At 64.4% G+C, this 18,716-nt stretch carries 15 protein-coding genes and 5 pseudogenes; 13 read left to right on the top strand and 7 right to left on the bottom strand.

Features of this window, described 5'->3' with window-relative positions; all coding sequences use genetic code 11:
- Nucleotides 1-679 precede the first annotated feature (679 nt).
- Nucleotides 680-2,443: an SLC13 family permease gene (locus tag AKJ13_RS29545; RefSeq protein ID WP_050736509.1), complete on the bottom strand. Its 1,764-nt coding sequence runs from the start codon at nt 2,441-2,443 to the stop codon at nt 680-682.
- 128 nt (nt 2,444-2,571) lie between these two features.
- On the opposite strand from AKJ13_RS29545, the gene AKJ13_RS29540 reads away from it, so the two are divergent.
- On the top strand, nt 2,572-3,126 hold the full coding sequence (locus tag AKJ13_RS29540) for a hypothetical protein (protein WP_144426450.1): 555 nt from the start codon (nt 2,572-2,574) through the stop codon (nt 3,124-3,126).
- Here AKJ13_RS29540 and AKJ13_RS29535 read toward each other — a convergent pair whose 3' ends face one another.
- Together AKJ13_RS29535 and AKJ13_RS29530 are read right to left on the bottom strand one after the other, a co-directional pair.
- The gene (locus tag AKJ13_RS29535) at nt 3,127-3,582 is read right to left on the bottom strand and encodes a CBS domain-containing protein (RefSeq protein WP_200905727.1); all 456 of its coding nucleotides are present in this window, start codon (nt 3,580-3,582) and stop codon (nt 3,127-3,129) included. It lies immediately after the preceding gene.
- 117 nt (nt 3,583-3,699) lie between these two features.
- Nucleotides 3,700-4,716 carry a mechanosensitive ion channel domain-containing protein gene (locus AKJ13_RS29530; RefSeq protein WP_050736507.1) on the bottom strand — a complete coding sequence of 339 codons (1,017 nt, stop codon included), beginning with the start codon at nt 4,714-4,716 and terminating at the stop codon, nt 3,700-3,702.
- A 178-nt stretch (nt 4,717-4,894) separates the two neighbouring features.
- On the opposite strand from AKJ13_RS29530, the pseudogene AKJ13_RS29525 reads away from it, so the two are divergent.
- From AKJ13_RS29525 to AKJ13_RS29505, 5 genes and pseudogenes are all read left to right on the top strand, one after another.
- A pseudogene (locus AKJ13_RS29525) lies at nt 4,895-6,007 on the top strand (methyl-accepting chemotaxis protein); the annotation flags it as partial.
- Between the two features lie 42 nt (nt 6,008-6,049).
- The gene (locus AKJ13_RS29520; protein ID WP_050736506.1) at nt 6,050-6,421 is read left to right on the top strand and encodes a hypothetical protein; all 372 of its coding nucleotides are present in this window, start codon (nt 6,050-6,052) and stop codon (nt 6,419-6,421) included.
- Between the two features lie 135 nt (nt 6,422-6,556).
- Complete coding sequence (locus AKJ13_RS29515) at nt 6,557-7,348, top strand: EAL domain-containing protein (RefSeq protein ID WP_050736505.1); 792 nt, start codon at nt 6,557-6,559, stop codon at nt 7,346-7,348.
- 110 nt (nt 7,349-7,458) lie between these two features.
- Entirely contained in the window at nt 7,459-7,710 is a 252-nt protein-coding gene (locus AKJ13_RS29510) for a hypothetical protein (RefSeq protein WP_050736504.1), read from the top strand.
- Between the two features lie 114 nt (nt 7,711-7,824).
- The gene (locus tag AKJ13_RS29505; protein WP_064774692.1) at nt 7,825-8,469 is read left to right on the top strand and encodes a TetR/AcrR family transcriptional regulator; all 645 of its coding nucleotides are present in this window, start codon (nt 7,825-7,827) and stop codon (nt 8,467-8,469) included.
- 329 nt (nt 8,470-8,798) lie between these two features.
- Here the strand turns inward: AKJ13_RS29505 and AKJ13_RS29500 are convergent.
- Both AKJ13_RS29500 and AKJ13_RS29495 read right to left on the bottom strand, forming a co-directional pair.
- A pseudogene (locus AKJ13_RS29500) lies at nt 8,799-9,296 on the bottom strand (IS6 family transposase); the annotation flags it as partial.
- Between the two features lie 59 nt (nt 9,297-9,355).
- Nucleotides 9,356-9,595 (bottom strand): annotated as a pseudogene (locus AKJ13_RS29495) (integrase core domain-containing protein); the annotation flags it as partial.
- Between the two features lie 86 nt (nt 9,596-9,681).
- Here AKJ13_RS29495 and AKJ13_RS29490 point away from each other — a divergent pair.
- Together AKJ13_RS29490 and AKJ13_RS32995 are read left to right on the top strand one after the other, a co-directional pair.
- Entirely contained in the window at nt 9,682-10,434 is a 753-nt protein-coding gene (locus AKJ13_RS29490) for an IS6 family transposase (protein WP_050736500.1), read from the top strand.
- A 63-nt stretch (nt 10,435-10,497) separates the two neighbouring features.
- Nucleotides 10,498-10,677 (top strand): annotated as a pseudogene (locus AKJ13_RS32995) (recombinase family protein); the annotation flags it as partial.
- Nucleotides 10,678-10,832: 155 nt separating this feature from the next.
- On the opposite strand, the gene AKJ13_RS29485 reads toward AKJ13_RS32995, so the two are convergent.
- Nucleotides 10,833-11,600: an FCD domain-containing protein gene (locus AKJ13_RS29485; RefSeq protein WP_050736499.1), complete on the bottom strand. Its 768-nt coding sequence runs from the start codon at nt 11,598-11,600 to the stop codon at nt 10,833-10,835.
- Nucleotides 11,601-11,710: 110 nt separating this feature from the next.
- Here AKJ13_RS29485 and AKJ13_RS29480 point away from each other — a divergent pair, with 110 nt between their 5' ends.
- From AKJ13_RS29480 to AKJ13_RS29460, 5 genes and pseudogenes are all read left to right on the top strand, one after another.
- Nucleotides 11,711-12,562 carry a fumarylacetoacetate hydrolase family protein gene (locus AKJ13_RS29480; RefSeq protein ID WP_050736498.1) on the top strand — a complete coding sequence of 284 codons (852 nt, stop codon included), beginning with the start codon at nt 11,711-11,713 and terminating at the stop codon, nt 12,560-12,562.
- An 89-nt stretch (nt 12,563-12,651) separates the two neighbouring features.
- A complete protein-coding gene (locus tag AKJ13_RS29475) occupies nt 12,652-14,004 on the top strand; it encodes an MFS transporter (RefSeq protein ID WP_050736510.1) in 1,353 nt (450 codons plus the stop codon).
- An 87-nt stretch (nt 14,005-14,091) separates the two neighbouring features.
- Entirely contained in the window at nt 14,092-15,345 is a 1,254-nt protein-coding gene (locus tag AKJ13_RS29470) for an alpha-hydroxy acid oxidase (protein ID WP_082317201.1), read from the top strand.
- A gap of 30 nt (nt 15,346-15,375) precedes the next feature.
- Nucleotides 15,376-16,839 (top strand): FAD-linked oxidase C-terminal domain-containing protein, encoded by a 1,464-nt coding sequence (locus tag AKJ13_RS29465; protein WP_050736497.1) that lies wholly within the window; start codon nt 15,376-15,378, stop codon nt 16,837-16,839.
- 137 nt (nt 16,840-16,976) lie between these two features.
- Nucleotides 16,977-17,731 (top strand): annotated as a pseudogene (locus tag AKJ13_RS29460) (IS6 family transposase).
- On the opposite strand, the gene AKJ13_RS29455 reads toward AKJ13_RS29460, so the two are convergent.
- Nucleotides 17,710-18,240, bottom strand: coding sequence for a ParA family protein (locus AKJ13_RS29455; protein ID WP_050736496.1), 531 nt, complete (start codon nt 18,238-18,240; stop codon nt 17,710-17,712). The pseudogene AKJ13_RS29460 and the gene AKJ13_RS29455 overlap by 22 nt on opposite strands.
- Nucleotides 18,241-18,716 lie beyond the last annotated feature (476 nt).

The following is an 18,716-nucleotide window of genomic DNA, read 5'->3' as shown; positions in this document are numbered from 1 at the left end:
TCGATCACCTCGGTGCGCGAAGCGGTCTCTGGCGTCACCTCGGCTGTCGAGCAGCAGGCCGTGGCGACGCGCGAGATCTCAGCGAGTATGCAGATCGCCTCGGAAGGCGTATCGGACATCGACCAGAACCTGCACGTGCTGGTGGGCTAAAGCATACACCCAGGAGGCCGGCTGTTGACGAGCTGCTGTCAGTAGCCTGAAAGCAGACCTTCCAAAGGCCAATAATGGGTCGGTAGCGGCCGCCCCTGATTGTCGGAAAAATCATCGGATATCCGACGCCGCCAAGCTATGCGCTGCTCGCAGGCGGAGCCGTTGCGGGACATGCTGGTCGAGATGCGGCTTGGAATGACTGGGTTAAGTAGATTTCTGCCAGTCCTGTTTCGGGTTCAAAGATTGGAAGAGTGGAAGCTGGCTCCGTAAGCGGCGCTCGGCCGCCTCTCGCCCTCCACGAACATTCACATTCGATTTCCCAAAGGTCTCCTCATCGGGGAGACCCGACTAGAGATGAGAAGGCTCAGGCGGTTACTAAATTCTGAGGCCGTGCTTCTCAATCGCTGAACCCGACTCCGCCAAGCTATTTGGCGAGACATGGAGTGGGCCCCGGCTTTCGCTAGCCGAGGTCCGATTGAGAATCTAATCCATGCCGAAATCCTCACGATGGCACCGGCACCGGTTGCACTCAGACCGGGCGCAATGGCCAGACCAACGCAACCATAGGTATCCCAGCCGCCACGACGATGAGCGAGAGCGGCAGTCCAAGCCGGGCATAATCGCCGAAGCGATACCCTCCCGGACCCATGACCAAGGTGTTGCACTGGTGGCCGATGGGCGTGAGGAAATCGCATGCAGCCCCCAGGGCCACGGCCATGAGGAACGGGTCCGGCGCCAAGCCGAGCTTCGTCGCGAGCTTGGCGGCGATGGGACCCATGACCAGCACCGTCGCGGCGTTGTTGAGGAACGGTGTCACAGCCATGGCCAGCACCAGGATGGTGCCCATCGCCGCGATGGGCGGCAGATCCTGCACCAACGTCGTCAGATGCGCTGCAATGAGGTCCGCGCCACCTGTGCTGGTCACGGTCTCCGAAATGGGGATGAGGGCACCGAGCAGCACGAGCACGGGCCACTCGACGGCTTGGTAGGCCTCGTGCGGTGTCATGCTGCGCAGGAGCAACACCGCGACGACGGCCCCGAAAAAGGCCACGGCCACGGGCACCACGTGCAGGGCCACGAGACCCATGGCAACGGCCAAGATCGCGGCCGGTATCCAGCTCCGGTCGTTTCGGCCAAGCGCGATCTCCCGGGCGGCAAGGGGGAGCACGCCGAGCGCGCCGAGACTTGGACCGAGAGCTGCCGTGCGCCCGCGCATCACCACGACATCCCCTGCACGGAACCGCACGGCCGAGAGGCGTTGTTCGATGCGGCGGCCGCGTCGACTGACGGCGAGGATGAGGACACCCTGTCGTTGCTCCAGGTCGAGCTGGGCTGCGGTGTGCCCGACGAGCCCGGACTCGGCGGTAACCACCCCTTCCATGACCACGGCCTCGGCCTCCGGCAGCGCCCCGGCCAGCACAAGGTCCGCTCGCGCCACGAAGCGTTCGAGGGCGTCCGGCTCTCCGCTGAGGAGCAGCACGTCATCGGCTCGAAGCCTGAAGTCCGGGCTGGCCGGATACCGACGGAAGCGCTCGCGCAGGACAGTCGCGATCCGGACATCGCCGTCGGCCAGGGCCTCAAGCTCCCCCAGGGTGCCGCCGATCCCAGGATGACCGGCCGGCAGGCTTGCCTCGGTGGTGTAGCGTTCCAGGTTGAACGCGGCGTCCATGGCGCGTGCCCCGCTGTCGCGTCGTGGCAGCAGCCGCCAGCCCAGGCACAGGAAGAGGAAGCCGACACCGGCCACGCACAGCCCGACCGGCGCGTAGTCGAACATGCCGAAGGGCTGCCCGGTCAGATCGGCCCGGACCTTAGAGACGATGACGTTGGGCGATGTTCCCACCAGGGTGACGATGCCGCCGATCAGGGACGCGAATGCCATCGGCATCAGGAGCGTGGAAGGCGAGGTGCCGGTGCGGCGGGCGAGTTGCAGGGCGATGGGCATGAAGATCGCCAGCGCGCCGACGTTCTTCGTCACCATGGAGAGGAGCAGGACTCCTCCTGCGAGGGCGGTGACCTGCCGTTGTGCGCTCGTTAGGTGCGGCAGGATGGGACGCATCAACGTCTCGACCGCACCAGAGCGTGCAATCGCCGTCGACAGGACGAGGGCGCCCCCGACGATGATGACGATGTCGTCCGAGAAGCCCGAGAACGCCTTCTCGGCCGGTACCAGGCCGAGCGCGATCCCAGCGGCCAGGGCGGTGAGCGCAATGAGATCGTAGGGCAACCGGTCCCAAATGAAGGCGGCCACGGTGATGCCGATCAGGCCGAAGGCGAGCACTTGATCGAGGGTCATCGGGTGAGCACCTGGGAGGACCGCAGTGGCGGGAGGCGTGGAATGGAGACGGGCATGCGGCGATCCAGTGGGCGGTACGGCCCCCAACCCGCCGGAGGCTCGGGCGTTCACTCGGCGGGCCATCCGCGATGAACCTTCGCATCGACCAGCCCCATGCATCCCCAGATGCGCAGGAGGAACTGGAGCCCCAGTCACCTGACAGGGGCGTGGACCGCCGCCAGCGCGAGGTCGCGTCTGCCCAGCGGCAGATCGCCGAGGTGATCGGACAGAAGGTGCTTCACGGCTGGCTTCAGAACCGGCACCAGACCGCCATTCCCCTGAACATCAACATCGGCCGCCTTCACCACTCTGAGGCGGAGGCTATCGTCCGCTTCGCTGCCGTCGCTGCGCTCGCCGGTGGGGAGGCATCGGCTCCCGGCGTGGTCAGGTCCTGGCTTGCCGGGGCCGGGACCTCACCCGACCTGCTCGCCACCTACGACGCGTCGCTGCAATCACCGCCCGCCCTGGACAAAGCGCTGGCCGCCATCACGAACGTGGACCTCGCGCTCGTCGCCTTCGTGCTGGCGCTGGTCGCCGCCCGTGCCGCCGGACCGGCGGCACGGGCATTCGCCGATTACGTCGCAGCACACCGGTCCATCCCAACGGCGACCGTGCGCGCAGCCTTGCGGCGCCATCGTTCCTGATCAGGGTCCTTCGGACCCCTCGGTCAGCGCCTGAAGCACGGATTGGAGCGCGGTGTCCTCCACGAGGAGGTGGCGTGAGATGTCGGCCAGCGTCAGCCATCCGGCCACCACTCTCGCGCCGTCCACGACCGGCAGGCGCCGGACGTAGTTGGCGACCATCAGATCCATGGCGACGCGAAGGGAGTCTTCGGGGCCGCAGGTCAGGACGGGCCGGGACGCAACCTCCTTCACGGAAACCGTCGACGGGTCCCGGCCCCGTGCCACCACCCGGTAGAGGAGGTCCCGGTCGGTCAAGATGCCGTCGAGCCGGTCGGCGGTGCCGACCGGCAGGGCCCCGACCTCGATCTCGCCCATCAAGATGGCCGCATCCTGCGCGCTCGCATGCGGCTCGATGAACTCCACGTCCCGTGACATTACGTCGACAACGCGCAGGTGTTCGGCGGACAGCTTCGTCATCGGGCCTCGGATCGCGCATAGGGAGACTGGGCGGCTTCATGGTACCAAGCGCCGTATCCCGTCAGCTGGGGCACATCCTCGATGCCCTCAAGGCCATCTTTGGGGATCGACCTGTCGTCAGTCGGCCGGGGGCATCGGCGTACGATGTCCATACGAGTGCCCGTCCTGGCCGTCCATGCGGATGACCGGGCTGCCGATGATCTCGTACGTGTTCGTCGCGATCCGTATGCCCGCCGCCTCGAATTCCTTGAGGATGTCACGGCTAATCGCGCTCTTCAGTTCGCGAACGCCGTGCGTGCGCGTCAGGAACCGCACCGTGATCTCCAGCCAGCTTGTGGTCAGCCGTATGTAGACGCGTGGTTCCACGCCGGCGGTCGGAAGCTGGTAGCGGCGCTGCAATTCAGCGGCTTCATTGGCACCAAGCTGGACGATTGGGCCGGTATGCTTCACCGCCGCCGCCAGCAGGATCTTCTCGGCAATCTCAAGATCAGAGCCGTAACGGATCGGTATCAACATCTCCTCCCAGAGGTATGGAAAGTCGCGCGTATAGTTATAGACGGGCTCGTCGAACACCTTGGCGTTCGAGACGGTCACGATGCGTCCCGTGTACTGGCGCGAGTGTATCCACGTCGAGGAACTTGGGGACGACGCGGAGGTGACCGAGGCTGGCTCGCCCATCTCCAGGATGGTCGTCTGCATGAACGAGAGCGCGATCACGTCGCCGCGGACCCCGCTCATCACGATGCGGTCCCCCAGGTTGAAGGTATCGCCGCGCAGGATGATCACGTAGCCCGCAATCGCGGTCACCACCCGCTGAAGCGCGAAGGCCAGACCGGCGGTCACGAGGCCGAGCGCCGTGGTCAGGCGCGTCGGATCATCGAACCAGATCGAGAGCACGCCGAGAACCAGGAGCACGGCGATGCCGATGTTGACGGCTTGCCGGCTCCAGAAGGCAGGCCGCCGATCCTTGATGCCGCGATTGAGGCGCCACACGCTCCACTTCAGCACCCGTCCGGCAAGCAGCACAACGACAACGAACGCCATCGTCAGAAGGAGACGGCGCCCATTCTCAGGCGTCGCGCCGATGAGTTTGACGCCGAAGATGCTGAGGGCGCCGGTGGAGTTCAGAGTCATGCTTGTCGCCTCACGCTGCGTCGCCGATGCGATTACGTCGATAGCTGACCGAGGGTAATGGGCGCCTATGGACGTGAGGCTGCTCCAAATGTGTCCAAGGCGATTTGTCCGCCAAGTAGGCGGCCTTCCCGCCTCAGGCTGCATCCTCCAGCCTGCACCGGTAGTAGTGCCCGCCCCCGCCCAGAAGATGCGAGCCCTCGACATGGAAGGGCAGATCGCCGGCCTGCACCGCTCGCAAGCAGTCATCCCCTTCGATCCGACCGGCATGATCCTCGACGCCAATGCCAACTTCCTCGACGCGATGGGCTACCGGCTCGACGAGATCCGCGGGCGCCACCACAGCCTGTTCGTGGACGCCGCTGAGCAGACCGCTGCAATCTATCGCGGGTTCTGGGACCGACTGGGCCGGGGCGAGTTCGCCTCGGGCGAGTTCCGGCGCATCGCCAAGGGCGGCCGTGAGGTCTGGATCCAGGCCACCTACAACCCGATCACAGACGTGGATGGGACGGTACTCAAGGTGGTGAAGTTCGCCGCCGACATCACCGCACAGGTGCATGAGCGGCAGCGTCGGGCCGAGGCGCAGCGGACGATCAGCGCGGATCTCAACGCGATCGGCACCGCGATCGAGGATGTCACGCGCCAGACGGCGGAGGCAGCCGGCACGGTCGGTCGGGTCTCGAACGACATCCAGAGCGTCGCTTCGGGAGCCGAGGAGCTGTCGGCGTCGGTCGGCGAGATCAGCCAGCAGGTCAGCCAAGCCGCCCGGATGGCCGGTGAGGCGGTCGAGCAGGCCCGGCACACTGGCAGCATCGTGGAGGGCTTGAGCGGTCAGGCGGCGCAGATCGGTGACGTCGTGACCCTGATCCAGGGCATCGCTGGCCAGACCAACCTGTTGGCGCTGAATGCGACCATCGAGGCAGCGCGGGCCGGCGAGGCCGGCCGCGGCTTCGCGGTGGTGGCCTCCGAGGTAAAGGCCTTGGCCGAACAGACCTCCAAGGCGACGGATCAGATCCGCGGGCAGATCGCATCGACGCAAGCGGCCGCGCAGGGCGCGGTGGAAGCAATCGGCTCAATCCAGGGCACCATCAGCAAGCTGGATGAGATCTCAGCGGCGATTGCGGCGGCGGTGGAGGAGCAATCCGCAGTCACGCGGGAGATGTCGGGCAGCATGCAGACGGCCGCTCACGGGGTGGCGACGATTGCCGGTGGCATGGAGGCGATTGCGCGGGCGAGCGAGCGGGTCGACACGGCCACGCGTCAGGTGCGGGAGGCTGCATGCGCGGCGGGCTGAAGGACGCCAGCGAGAGCTGGACCGGGCAGGGCGGGACAAGGCATGACCGGAACGATCATCCCGCTGCGGCCTAAGAGCGGTGAGGCATCAGCCCTCGCCAGCTTCGACGTGATCGCAGCCGAGATGCTGACTGAGGGACGTGCTATCAGTCTGTCAGCTGCCCGGATTGAGGTGATCCTGGCGAAGCTAGGTGTACAGCGAACCGAAATGTTTGCATTGCTCGCCGACCTGCAGGCACGCCCGCCGAGCGGCGTCATTCAGCTCGACACCATCAACGACAACCTCAGCGTCGCGGCGAGCAAGGGGCTGGTTCTGATCGAGCTGTTTATCCAGCAAGCCGGGACATGCGCCGAGAGGTCGCGAGGCAGCGGCCTGTCAATCTGGTCCATGCAGCCGCCGCATTCAAACATATGATAATGCATTTATCGGTGAGTGTCCGATCCAAACTCTGGAAAAGTTATTTTTCAACCATTCGAGTAGCGTTTACCTGGGCGAAACGACCGAGACGTACGCATTCAGTTCGGGGATTACGTTCTGAAAGACTGATCCATGAAGCGCGGCTGCCAGGAGTGCAAAGACGGACAACCGCTGCCGTTCGAGTTCACGATGGCGTTCCATCCCATCGTGGATGCCAGTCGGGGCACAGTCTGGGGCTACGAGGCTCTGGTCAGGGGCACGGATGGCCAGGGTGCCGGGCAGATCCTCGGCATGGTCGACGAGAGAAACCGCTACAAGTTTGACCAAGCTTGCCGCGTGAAAGCCATCGAGCTTGCCGGTCAGCTGTTCCAGGATGTCGAGACCCGACTGTCCATCAACTTCATGCCCAACGCCGTCTACGAGCCTGCCGCCTGTATCCGCGCGACGCTTGAGGCCGCCCGTCGCGTTGGCTTTGCACATCGACAGATCATGTTCGAGTTCACCGAAAACGAGCGCATGACCGACGTCGCCCATGTCCAGCGGATCATCGCCGAGTACCGCAAGCAGGGCTTCGTGACCGCCCTCGACGATTTCGGTGCAGGCTACGCTGGGCTCAATCTGCTGGCGAGCTTCCAGCCCGACTTCATCAAGCTCGACATGGATCTGATCCGCGGCATCGCCACCACGCCGGCACGGCAAACCATCGTGGCCGGCGTTATCATGATGGCACGCCAGCTGGGCATTGTCATGATCGCCGAGGGCGTTGAGACCGAAGCGGAGCTGATGGCCCTGCGTGCAGCTGGGATCCAGCTGTTCCAAGGCTATCTCTTCGCCAGGCCCGCAGTGGCCAGCTTGCCCGCGGTCCAGTTTCCCGCCTTCTTCGCCTTACCGACTAAAACTCCCGCTCGGTCCGATGCTGCCTGACGACGGACGAGGTCAGAACTTACAGTGCATACAAGTCTCCTGCGGAAGCTTACATCGTAAGCAAGCCGCCGCGGACCCGAGGGGTCGTCCGTCTGTCAAAGGAGAATCCCATGCGCATCCCTGCTCTCGCTCTCAGTCTCGTCCTTATCGGCACCTCCGCCGCGACCGCAGCACCGCGCCAGAGCGAGCGTGCCCCGGCCCCGTCGGTCACCAACAGCCGCGCCCCGGCGCCGCTCACCACCGGCAGCATCGCCGCTCCGTCCGCTCCGGTCTTCGGAACAGTGGTCGACACGTCGAACTGGGGCCGCCGCAGCCCGGGGCTGCCGAGCCCAGTCAACCCGCTTGGCTACACCGGCGAGTGAGGCTCAGCGGCCGCGGACCTGAGGCCGGACCGAAACCTCGTCCGCCGGCCTCGTCCATGGCAAAGAAGGTCGCCGGACCCGCGCGGATACAGCGCGACCGGCGAGGAAATGCTGATGGATGAGGTTGAACCGACCCAGCGCCAGCGCGGCGATCTCGGACCGGCGCTTATCGGGGCCGCCCTCGATCTCCTCGCCGATGAAGGGGTAGACGCCCTGTCCCTGCGCGGTGTCGCCCGGCGCGTCGGGGTATCGGCAATGGCGCCTTACCGCTACTTTCCCGATAAGGCGGCTCTGTTGGCGGCAGTCGCCCGGCGCGGTTTTGAAGCGCTCGGCGCCGCGATGAGGGCAGCGGCCGCAGTCGACGATCCGCGTGAGGCGCTTGTGGGGATCGGGCTCGCCTACGTGACTTACGCACTCGACAATCCGGCCCTGTTTCGGATGATGTTCGGGTCGCGCTGCCAATCGAGTGACCCGGAGCTGCGCGCGGTGCGTGACGCGACCTACGCCGTTCTTTCGGATGCTGTCACGCGCGCCTATCCCCACGCGGAGCACGATGCACTGATCCTCGGCTGCTGGTCCCTGACTCACGGACTCGCGAGCCTATTCCTCGATGGACGGCTCAGCGACCGCACCTCCGACAGCAGCACCGAAGTCGCCGAACGGGTGAGCCGGGCGATGCTTGCCCTCAGGGAGCCTGAGACTGCCCCCAAGTCGGCGGAGTGCCTTCACCTGCGCCGCGTTCGCACCGGCGAGCCGTAACGGACGGCGGACTTGGAGACTTGCTCCGAGAAAAATACTGCTGGTGAACCGGGTGTGTCGGTTTGAGAGGGGTGGCGTTTTCGGGTTCAGGCGCCAACGCGCCGTGATCCGGGAGGTCAAGGATGTCCCTCCGGCCCATCACGCCCCTTCTTTTGACCCTGTCGACAAGCTGCAGGGCTTGCTCCAGACTGTGAGATGCCCCCCCAAGGGGTTTCTCAACGCGACTTAGGCGCCTCGGTAACGGGGCGCCTTTTCGTTAGCCGGTAAGGTGGACGGGCTTGTTGCAAACCGTGGCGTAGCCAGCAGGAGAGGCTGGTCCGACCTCGGTTTCAGATTTCGTTAACCTTTTGTAGTCCGAAGCAGACCCCGAGCAGCCGGTTCTGCTCGCGCACGGTCCACGCGCCGGCGAACCCGAAGCCCTTGCGCAGCCACAGCATGGCTTCGAAGCCGCAGATCGTGCGCCGCGCCGTGTTGAACGAGCGGAAGCCGCCCACCCGCGGCATCGCCCGCTTCACCCGGAAGTGATCGCTCTCGATCCCCTGCGGCAGGTGCTTGGTGACGTAGTGGACTGGCGTGCGGGGTAGCAGACCCTCCTTGCAGCTCTCGGCAATGGCCGGCGGGTACGGACCAGCGCCATCCGTGCCGATCCGGTCCGGGGCGAGAAGCGGCTGATCCGCCAGCATTATGCGGAAGAACCGCTTGGCCGCATCGAGGTCGCGGTGGGCGGTCAGCAGGAAGTCGACCGCCTCGTCGTGCTTGTCGACGGCCCGATAGAGGTAGCGCCACTCGCCGCGGACCTTGATGTAAGTCTCATCGATCCGGACAGAGGTGGTTTGGTTTGTCTGAACAGCGAACTGGGCTTGGATGAGTGGATATCCTGCCGGGTTCAGGCCGCCACGGGATGCGGCAGCCTGTCGAAGTAGGCTTGGTCTGGGGTGCGCCGGTCAAGGCTCGAATGGGGCCTGCGTTCGTTGTAGAAGGCGAGATACCGGCCGATCGACGCGCGCGCCATGCTGACGGTATCGTAGGCCCGCAGGTAGATCTCCTCGTACTTGACTGACCGCCACAATCGTTCGACGAAGACGTTGTCGCGCCACGCGCCCGTGCCGTCCATGCTGATGGCGATGGGCGTGTCGCAAACGCGATAGCACCGGCGTTTACCCCGCGTTGACCATACAGCCCGCATGGCGCCTTCCGTTTTGGAGGTCGCCCATGATCCTGTCCGCCATCGCCGCCAAGCTCAAGCAGCGTGCCAAAGGCGACTTCAAGGGTCGGCACTATGAGGCGGCGCTCATTGTCCAGGCCGTCGCTTGGTACCTGCGCTACCCGCTGAGCTACCGTGACATCGAGGAGCTCTTCCTGGAGCGTGGGGTCGAGGTGGACCACTCCACCTTAAACCGCTGGGTGCTCGCCTACGCACCGCTGATCGAGAAGCGGTTGCGGCAGTTCCGCAAGCCTCACTGCGGCTCGGTCCGGATCGACGAGACCTACATCAAGGTCCGCGGTGAGTGGCGCTACCTGTACAGAGCCATCGACAAGCACGCCAATCCCGTCGACTTCCTGCTGACCGCCAAGCGCGACCTCGACGCGACCAAACGCTTCTTCCGCAAAATGCTTTCGGCCGGCCCCCTCTTCGCTCCGGACCGTATTGGTACCGATGGCGCCGGTACCTACCCGCCGGCCATCGCTGACAGCCGCAAGGAGGGCCTGCTGCCCCGCATGCCGCTCCACCACGTCACTAAGCACCTGCAGCAGGGTATTGAGAGCGATCACTTCCGCGTCAAGCGTGCCATGCCGCGTGTGGGCGGCTTTCGCTCCTTCCACACGGCGCGGCGGACCATCCAGGGCTTCGAGGCCATGCTCTGGCTGCGCAAGGGCTTTGGGTTTGCCGGCGCGTGGACCGTGCGCGAGCAGAACCGGCTGCTTGGGATCTGCTTCGGACTTCCCGCGGCGAACAAAGCATGAAAACAGGGTGGCGGAACCCCTTCTAAGGCCTATGGCCGAGTTTGCGACAGGCCCGTCCGCAATGGCGGGCGGCCGTTCAAGATGACGGCGGCGAAGCTGCGGCTGACCCAGGCGGCGATGGGCAAGCCCGAGACGAGGATCGCCGAGCTGTGCGCCGAGCTCGGCGTCACGCGCCAGACGCTCTATCGCCACGTGACGCCGACGGGCGAGCTCAGGCCAGACGGTGAGAAACTGCTCGGTCGCAAAAGCAAACCGCCGCGTTCCCTGTCTGTCCAGGAAAACGCGGTTCAGCGCACAAACCTTGAGGTGCCCCCTACTTCTCCGTGCAGAATCAGTGCTCGCGACGTAATCTACCTTCCCAGCAGGAAATCGAAGCTTAAGATTACAAGACGCAATATTTACGCACCGGAGCTGAAGCCTGCCTTTCGATCGGCGACGGTTCGCCTTGCGCTGTCGATTTTATCTCCCGGATTGACACGGGCGGGTCTCTTCACATTCATTCTGGTGATCAGATCCCTTGTCGTCCTTTCAAGGTGCTCAGACATCAAGGTCTTGAGACCTGCCGTGTCCCTTGCCAGGGCCGCCTCCGCGAGATCTTCGTGTTCTCGACGGACGTCGCGCTTTTCGCCGGCGACCGCCACCGAAGCCTGCCGATAACGCTCGCTCTGCGACCAGAGCTGCCTGCGCAAATTCAGCAGCCAAGGCGAAGGGCAGGCGGCCACCAGGCTCGAATGAAACGCCTCGTGGGCCGCCGCCCAGCTCGTACCGAACGCCGCCTCGTCCGCCGTCCCGTGTTCCGGCACCCGTGAAAGACGGTGAATGGCGGCTGCTATTCCGGCTTCCCAGCTGAGATCACCGGCCTCGACCGCCTGTTCCAGACAGAGATTCTCGATGTGGGTCCGGACCATGGTCAGATCGAGGAGCTCCGCCTCGGTCATGAGCGCCGCACGAAACCCTTTCTGCGGCTCGGCGAGAGCCAATCCCTCCGCCGCCAGTCGCGACAGGGCCTCGCGGATACCCGCGGCGCTGATGCCGTGGTCCCGCGCCAAGTCGGCGATCTTCAGCTTCGAGCCAGGCGCGAGCTTCCCCGACAATATCTCGGCGCGAAGCCGGAGATAGGCGGACTGAGCGAGGCTCGAAGCGGGCGAACTGGAGGTCCGTGCCATGGGCCCTGCCTATCATAGGCGCCGAAAAACACAATTTCTCGGAAAATCGATTTTTTGGTTGAATGTCGGTTTGCTCTGCGTATGGTGGCCGCATCGGAAAGGTGAGGTCGATGAAGTTCGCCACGATTCGCAAGGACAGTCGAGCCGGCATCGCAGTCAGCGACGGCGGCAGTTTTCACGTCCTGTTCGAGGGAGACCGCAACTATCCCGGAACGATCGTTGAGGCTCTGCAGAAGGGGCTCGGGCTGAATGAACTCGCAGCGATCGTGCTGGCGGGCCCGCAGCTCGATGTCAATACGGTCGACATCCTGCCGCCGATCGCAAATCCGCCCAAGATCATCTGCATCGGTTTGAACTATCGGGATCATGCCGAGGAAGTCGGGATGGCCATCCCCGATTATCCGACAGTCTTCACCCGCTTCGCATCGAGCCTGATTGGAGATCGGGCGGCGATCGTGAAGCCCGGCAGTTCCGATCAGCTCGACTTCGAAGCCGAGCTGGCGGTCATCATCGGCAAGGGCGGGCGCCGCATTCCGAAGGCGGCGGCGCTCAGCCACGTCGCCGGCTACTCCGTTTTCAACGACGCTACCCTGCGCGATTACCAGTTCCGGACCACGCAGTGGACTGTTGGAAAGAACTTCGATTCAACGGGACCCTTCGGGCCTTACCTGGTGTCCGCGGACGCGCTTCCTCCGGGCTGCAGGGGCTTGCGGATTTCCGCCCGCTTGAACGGCCAGACGGTTCAGGACTCGAATATCGACGAGCTCATCTTCGACATTGAAACCCTGGTCTCGCTCCTCAGCGAGACATTCACTCTCCAGGCCGGTGACGTGATCATCACGGGGACGCCGGCCGGCGTCGGCGTTTCGCGGAAGCCGCAGCTCTTCATGAAGCCGGGCGATATGGTCGAAGTCGAGATCGACGGCATCGGTGTCCTGCGCAACCACATCGTCGCCGAGTAGCGCCTGAACGTCAGGCAGATCCCGCCATCCGGCAAAATCCGAGAACAGACGGGCAAACAATGCCCGCACTCGCCCTCTGGGAGGACAACATGAGCGTGGCAAGTCAAAGCATTTCCAGTTCACTGGTATCGTACACATCGGACGAAATCGCGACAACGTACAGGAAGGTGACCTGGCGATTGGTTGCCTTCTTGTTCGTCTGCTACGCGATGTCTTATCTTGACCGGATTAACGTCGGGTACGCTCAGTTGCAGATGAAGCAGGAACTCGGCTTCAGCGACGCCGTCTATGGCTTCGGGGCCGGCATCTTCTTCGCTGGATACTTCCTGTTCGAAGTGCCCAGCAACCTGCTTATGGTCAAGCTCGGCGCCCGCCGCACCATGATGCGCATCATGATCGCGTGGGGCTTGATCTCCGCGGGAATGATGTTCGTCAACAGCCCAACCGTCTTCTACATCCTGCGCTTCCTTCTGGGCGCGTTCGAAGCCGGCTTCCTGCCGGGCATCATCTTCTATCTCACCTATTGGTACCCCAGCTCGCGCCGCGCTCGCATCATCGCGATCTTTATGAGCGCGGTCCCGGTCGCGGGCGTCGTCGGTGGTCCCCTTTCCGGCTGGATCATGGACAGTTGGAGCGGCTACCAGGGCCTCAGCGGCTGGCAGTGGATGTTCGTGCTCGAAGGACTCCCGACCGTCATCCTCGGCTTGATCGTGCCGTTCATCCTGGCCGATCGCCCCGCCGACGCGAAGTGGCTCACGGCGCGCGAGAAGACGATCGTGGCCGATGCGGTCGAGTCCGATCACGCGTCCCGTGGCGGCGACCAGCCGCATTCCTTCGGTGAGGCCCTGCGCGATCCGAAGATCTACGCCTTCGCGTTCATGTATTTCGCGATCATCTGCGGCGTCTACGCGATCAGCTTCTGGCTACCCACGATTCTCAAGGGTTCGGGTGTCACCAGCATCTTCTCCATCGGTCTGTACTCCGTCATTCCCTATGGAGTCGGCGCGATTGGGATGGTTCTGATCGGCAGCAGCTCGGACCGTCACGCCGAGCGTCGCTGGCACCTCGCCCTCTGCTCCTTCGTCGGTGCCGCCTGCCTGATCGGCATCGCCTTCAGCAGCGGCAACCTGCCTCTCGCGCTCGTCGCCCTGTCCATCGGCACCGCCAGCATCTTTGCCGGTATGCCAGTCTTCTGGGCGATCCCGACCGCGTACCTGTCCGGCACGGCCGCCGCCGGCGGGATCGCGGCCATCAATAGCCTGGCGCTCATCGGGGGCTTCGTCAGCCCGACGGTCATCGGATGGGCCAAGGAGTTCACGGGCAGCCTCAACAGCGGCCTCTACATCATGGCGGCCCTGCTCGTGGCCGGAGGCGTCACGGTCCTGCTGTCCGTGCCCCGCACGGTCCTGGCAAAGGGCCCTGCCGGGCATCCGACGCGATAATCGGACAGCCGACGCGGCGCCTGCGGCTGCCTCGTCCGCTCTCATGCCCATCCTCGGCCCTCCGGCCGGCAACTCGGCGGCACGCGCATGACGGTTGTCACCAGCATCGAGGACCTCCGCGTCCTCGCCAAGCGGCGAGTGCCGCGCATGTTCTACGACTATGTCGACTCCGGCTCCTGGTCAGAGTCGACCTACCGGGCCAACAGCGCGGACTTCGCGTCGATCAAGTTCAACCAGCGCGTCGCGGTCAACCTTGAGAACCGTAGCCTGCGCGGCACCATGGTCGGCCAGGAGGTGGCAATGCCCGTGGCGCTGGCCCCGACGGGCCTCTCAGGGATGCAATACGCCGACGGTGAGATCCTGGCCGCCCGTGCCGCGGAAAGGTTCGGAGTTCCCTACACGCTATCCACCGTCAGCATCTGCTCCATCGAAGACGTCGCAGCGCACGTGCAGCAACCGTTCTGGTTTCAGTTGTACATCATGAAGAACCGGGGCTTCGTGGAGAAGCTGGTCGCCCGGGCCGAGGCCGCGCGATGCAGCGCGCTCGTCCTCACCCTCGATCTTCAGGTTCAGGGGCAGCGCCACAAGGACCTGAAGAACGGTCTGACGGCTCCGCCCAAGCTCACGGCGCGCAATCTCCTCGACATGTGCACGCGCCTGCCCTGGTCGATGGGCATGCTGGCGACGAAGCGAAGGGCATTCGGGAACATCGTCGGCCATGTGAGCGGCGTCGAGACCATGACGTCGTTCGCCAGTTGGGTGTCGGAGCAGTTCGATCTGGCGATGACCTGGGACGACGTGCGTTGGATCAGGAGGCTGTGGAAGGGGAAGCTCATCCTCAAGGGCATCATGGCCCCGGAGGATGCGCGTTTCGCCGTCGATGCGGGGGCCGACGCGATCGTCGTCTCCAACCACGGCGGTCGGCAGCTCGACGGCGCCCCCTCGTCGATCGAGGCGTTGCCCGCGATCGTTTCCGCGGTCGGCGGAAGCGTTGAGGTCCACATGGACGGCGGCATCCGGTGCGGCCAGGACGTGGTGAAAGCCCTCGCCCTCGGCGCCAAGGGGGTCTACGTCGGCCGGGCGTACAATTACGGCCTCGGCGCCTTCGGGGAGGAAGGCGTGCTGAAAGCATTGCAGATCCTGTCGCGCGAAATCGACCTGACGATGGCGTTCTGCGGCCTCACCGATATTCGGAAGGTCGACTGCAATATTCTGTCAGAGAAATCGAAGAGGGACATCTACGGACCGGATGCGGTCAGCAATCCGCCGGACATCACGGATCTTGATCGAGCATCCGTGGAATCGCTTCGAACACCACTGCAACGCCTCGGACCATCGTGAAACCAACAACGACGAGAGTGGCCGGGGGCCATGTCGATCCCATTCCCACAACCTGACGAAACCATCCTGTCGCGCCGCCACGAAATATTGGCCGCGCTCGCGGCTTTGGTGCCGGCGAACACCCTTCTCGCATCCGAGGAGGCCCGTCGCGCCTTCGAGACGGATGCGCTCGCCGCCTACCGGAAAATGCCGCTCGCGGTCGTCCTTCCGTCGTCCACAGAAGAGGTCTCCGCGATCCTGAGGTTCTGCCACGAGAACAGCGTGAAAGTCGTGCCGCGGGGGGCGGGGACATCCCTCGCCGGAGGCGCCATTCCCCAGGAGGACGCAATCGTGCTCGGAGTGAGCAAGCTCAGCCGCGTCCTCGATGTCGATTTTCAGAACCGGACTGCGCGTGTTCAAGCCGGGGTGACCAATCTCACCATCAGCCAGGCCGTTGCCCACGAGGGCTTCTTCTACGCGCCCGATCCATCGAGTCAGCTGGCCTGCACGATTGCCGGAAATATCGGCATGAACTCCGGCGGGCCGCACTGCCTCAAATACGGAGTCACCACCAATCACCTGCTCGGCGTCACCGCAGTGCTGCTGGATGGGACCGTCGTCGAGATCGGCGGCCAACATCTCGACAGCCCCGGCTACGATCTCCTCGCCCTGATCTGCGGCTCGGAGGGCCAACTGGCCGTCGTCACCGAGGCGACCGTGCGGATCCTGCGCGCGGCGGAGAACGCCCGGCCCGCCCTGATCGGCTTCGACAGCGTTGATGCGGCCGGCAGCTGCGTGGCGGCGATCATCGCGGCGGGGATTATCCCCGTCGCTATGGAATACATGGATCGCGATGCCATCCGGATCTGCGAGGACTTTGCACATGCCGGTTATCCGTTGGACGCGCAGGCCCTGCTCATCGTCGAGGTTGAGGGCTCGGAGGATGAAATCCAGGCAGCCCTGAACCGCATTGCCGCCATCGCGAGCCGCTTCGGTGCGACGACGCTGCGGGTGGCAGAGACGGACGCCGAAGCAGTCGCGATCTGGAAGGGCCGCAAGTCGATCGGCGGAGCGACGGGGCGCATCGCGGACTACATCGTCATGGACGGGACCATACCGACGGGCCAGCTCCCCTTCGTCCTCGACCGGATGGGCGAGATCACGCGGAAGGCCGGCCTCAAGGTGGTCACCGTCCTCCATGCTGGGGATGGCAACATGCATCCCATGCTGATGTTCGACATCGGCAAGCCCGGTGAACTGGAAAAGGCCGAAGCGGTCGGCGAAGAGATCCTCCGTCTCTGCGTCGACGTGGGTGGATGCATCACCGGCGAACACGGCGTCGGGATCGAGAAGCGCGAACTGATGAAGATCCAGTTCTCGGATGCCGATCTTCAGCAGCAAATGCGCGTGCGCGCTGTCTTCGACCCGTTATGGCTGATGAACCCGGCCAAAGTCTATCCGTTGGAGGGACGCTTGATCTTTTCACATCAAGTCCGAGTACCGTCTCGTGCCTGAAGTCGCTGAGGATCCGGCACAGGAGCGGAACCCCGCCGAGGCAGCGGCAAGGGGCCTGTCGCAAACGCGATCGCGCCTGCATTTACCCCGCGTTGACCATACGGCCTGCATGGCGCTTCCGTTTTCGGTGGCTGCTGATGATCCTGTCTGCCATCGCTGCGAAGCTCAAGCAGCGCGCCAAGGGCGACTTCAAAGGCCGGCACTACGCGAGGCCGCCCTGATCGTGCAGGCGGTCTCCTGGTACCTGCGCTATCCACTCAGCTACCGTGATATCGAGGAGCTCTTCCTCGAGCGTGGCCTGGAGGTCGATCACAGCACCCTGAACCGCTGGGTCCTGGCCTACGCTCCGCTGATCGAGAAGCGACTACGCCCGTTCCGCAAGCCGCACTGCGGCTCGGTCCGCATCGACGAGACCTACATCAAGGTCCGCGGGGAGTGGCGCTACCTCTACCGAGCCGTCGACAAGCACGGCAATCCGGTCGACTTCCTGCTCACAGCCAACCGGGATCTCGACGCGGCCAAGCGCTTCTTCCGCAAGATGCTGGCCGATCAGCCTCTGCTCGCACCTGACCGGTTCGGCACGGATGGCGCCAGCACCTATCCGTCAGCGATCGTGGCTGCCAGAAACGGCGGCCTCTTGCCGTGTGCTCCGACCCACTACGTCACCAAGCATCTGCAGCAAGGCATCGAGAGCGACCACTTCCGGGTCAAGAAGAACATGCCCCGGATCGGGGGCTTCCGCTCGTTCAACACGGCGCGACGCACGATCTGCGGCTTCGAGGCCATGCTGTGGCTGCGCAAGGGCTTCGGCTTTGCCGGTGCCTGGAGCGTCCGTGAGCAGAATGAGCTGCTCGGAGTCTGCTTCGGACTTCAAGCGGTTAACAAAATCTGAAAATGAGGCGGATCTAACCTCTCCTGCGGCCTACGCCACAGTTTGCAACAAGCCCCAGCGGCCTCCTCGGCTCGGGCGGGTGACGAGGGCATGATCTGCGATAGGACAAAGGCGTACCGCCGGCCGAGCGTCCGTAGGCCTTCAACCGTTCGGGACACTGCCGTCACGTCTAGGACCGAGGCGCGGACCGGGATCAGGCACAGGTCGGACACCCGCAGGGCCGCCGTCACGTCGGCGTTGAAATCACCTTGCGTGTCGATGAGCACGAGGGTGTTGACCTTGTCGGCCTTCAACTTCGGCATCAGCTCCGCCAGGCTCGCACCGTCTCGCGCCTGATAGCGAACTCCGTCGACCTCGCGACGCTCATGCCACTCAGCCAAGGACTTCTGCGGGTCGAGGTCGAGGATAACGACGCCCTCGCCGGCCTGCGCCGCGGCAGCGGCCATGGAAGCGGCGATGGTGCTCTTGCCCGATCCGCCCTTCCGAGCGGCGATGGTGAGGATCTTCATGAGCGCTCTCCGCGGGGACGCGTGTACACGTTCTCACGTGAGCGCGTGTCCATACGGTTAAGCTGTAGCAGATCAGCTCTCGGTGTCACGTCGGCCGTGAGTGTCACGCGTTCACGTTTTCACGTGAGAACGTGAACGCGTGAGCAAGTACAAGTCTAACTAACCGAAGCAACTGGCCCCTTCTTCAGGCGTTGCAACTTGCTCCCATAGACCAGGGTGCTTTTCAGTGTGCTGCCGGTTCAAGGGTCAAGTGCATGCCGTCTAAGCTCGACTTTGGCCATTTTGACCGGTCGTGGGACGCGCTGGGTGACGAAGCGGGCGTGACGGATAGGCTGATGGTGTCCCTCGCCAGAGACGCCTCATGCCGCACCTGCCTGCCCGCTTCGCCGGGATCATCCTGTCCTTCGCTCCGCTGTTCGTCCACCGGTCGTGGCGACACGCTCAGGCGCTGCTGATCGGTGCGATCCTCTGTCCGG

The sequence above is a fragment of the Methylobacterium sp. ARG-1 genome, assembly GCF_001262595.1.
Taxonomy (GTDB): Bacteria; Pseudomonadota; Alphaproteobacteria; order Rhizobiales; family Beijerinckiaceae; genus Methylobacterium; species Methylobacterium brachiatum.
The sequence above is the reverse complement of the archived record's forward strand: the minus strand, read 5'-3'. Positions and strand labels throughout refer to the sequence as shown.

What these genes read in the sequence shown, in the direction of transcription:
- AKJ13_RS29545 (WP_050736509.1), bottom strand. Translation starts at nt 2,443, where the DNA reads ATGACCCTCGATCAAGTGCTCGCCTTCGGCCTGATCGGCATCACCGTG.
- AKJ13_RS29540 (WP_144426450.1), top strand. Translation starts at nt 2,572, where the DNA reads ATGAACCTTCGCATCGACCAGCCCCATGCATCCCCAGATGCGCAGGAG.
- AKJ13_RS29535 (WP_200905727.1), bottom strand. Translation starts at nt 3,582, where the DNA reads ATGACGAAGCTGTCCGCCGAACACCTGCGCGTTGTCGACGTAATGTCA.
- AKJ13_RS29530 (WP_050736507.1), bottom strand. Translation starts at nt 4,716, where the DNA reads ATGACTCTGAACTCCACCGGCGCCCTCAGCATCTTCGGCGTCAAACTC.
- AKJ13_RS29520 (WP_050736506.1), top strand. Translation starts at nt 6,050, where the DNA reads ATGACCGGAACGATCATCCCGCTGCGGCCTAAGAGCGGTGAGGCATCA.
- AKJ13_RS29515 (WP_050736505.1), top strand. Translation starts at nt 6,557, where the DNA reads ATGAAGCGCGGCTGCCAGGAGTGCAAAGACGGACAACCGCTGCCGTTC.
- AKJ13_RS29510 (WP_050736504.1), top strand. Translation starts at nt 7,459, where the DNA reads ATGCGCATCCCTGCTCTCGCTCTCAGTCTCGTCCTTATCGGCACCTCC.
- AKJ13_RS29505 (WP_064774692.1), top strand. Translation starts at nt 7,825, where the DNA reads ATGGATGAGGTTGAACCGACCCAGCGCCAGCGCGGCGATCTCGGACCG.
- AKJ13_RS29490 (WP_050736500.1), top strand. Translation starts at nt 9,682, where the DNA reads ATGATCCTGTCCGCCATCGCCGCCAAGCTCAAGCAGCGTGCCAAAGGC.
- AKJ13_RS29485 (WP_050736499.1), bottom strand. Translation starts at nt 11,600, where the DNA reads ATGGCACGGACCTCCAGTTCGCCCGCTTCGAGCCTCGCTCAGTCCGCC.
- AKJ13_RS29480 (WP_050736498.1), top strand. Translation starts at nt 11,711, where the DNA reads ATGAAGTTCGCCACGATTCGCAAGGACAGTCGAGCCGGCATCGCAGTC.
- AKJ13_RS29475 (WP_050736510.1), top strand. Translation starts at nt 12,652, where the DNA reads ATGAGCGTGGCAAGTCAAAGCATTTCCAGTTCACTGGTATCGTACACA.
- AKJ13_RS29470 (WP_082317201.1), top strand. Translation starts at nt 14,092, where the DNA reads ATGACGGTTGTCACCAGCATCGAGGACCTCCGCGTCCTCGCCAAGCGG.
- AKJ13_RS29465 (WP_050736497.1), top strand. Translation starts at nt 15,376, where the DNA reads ATGTCGATCCCATTCCCACAACCTGACGAAACCATCCTGTCGCGCCGC.
- AKJ13_RS29455 (WP_050736496.1), bottom strand. Translation starts at nt 18,240, where the DNA reads ATGAAGATCCTCACCATCGCCGCTCGGAAGGGCGGATCGGGCAAGAGC.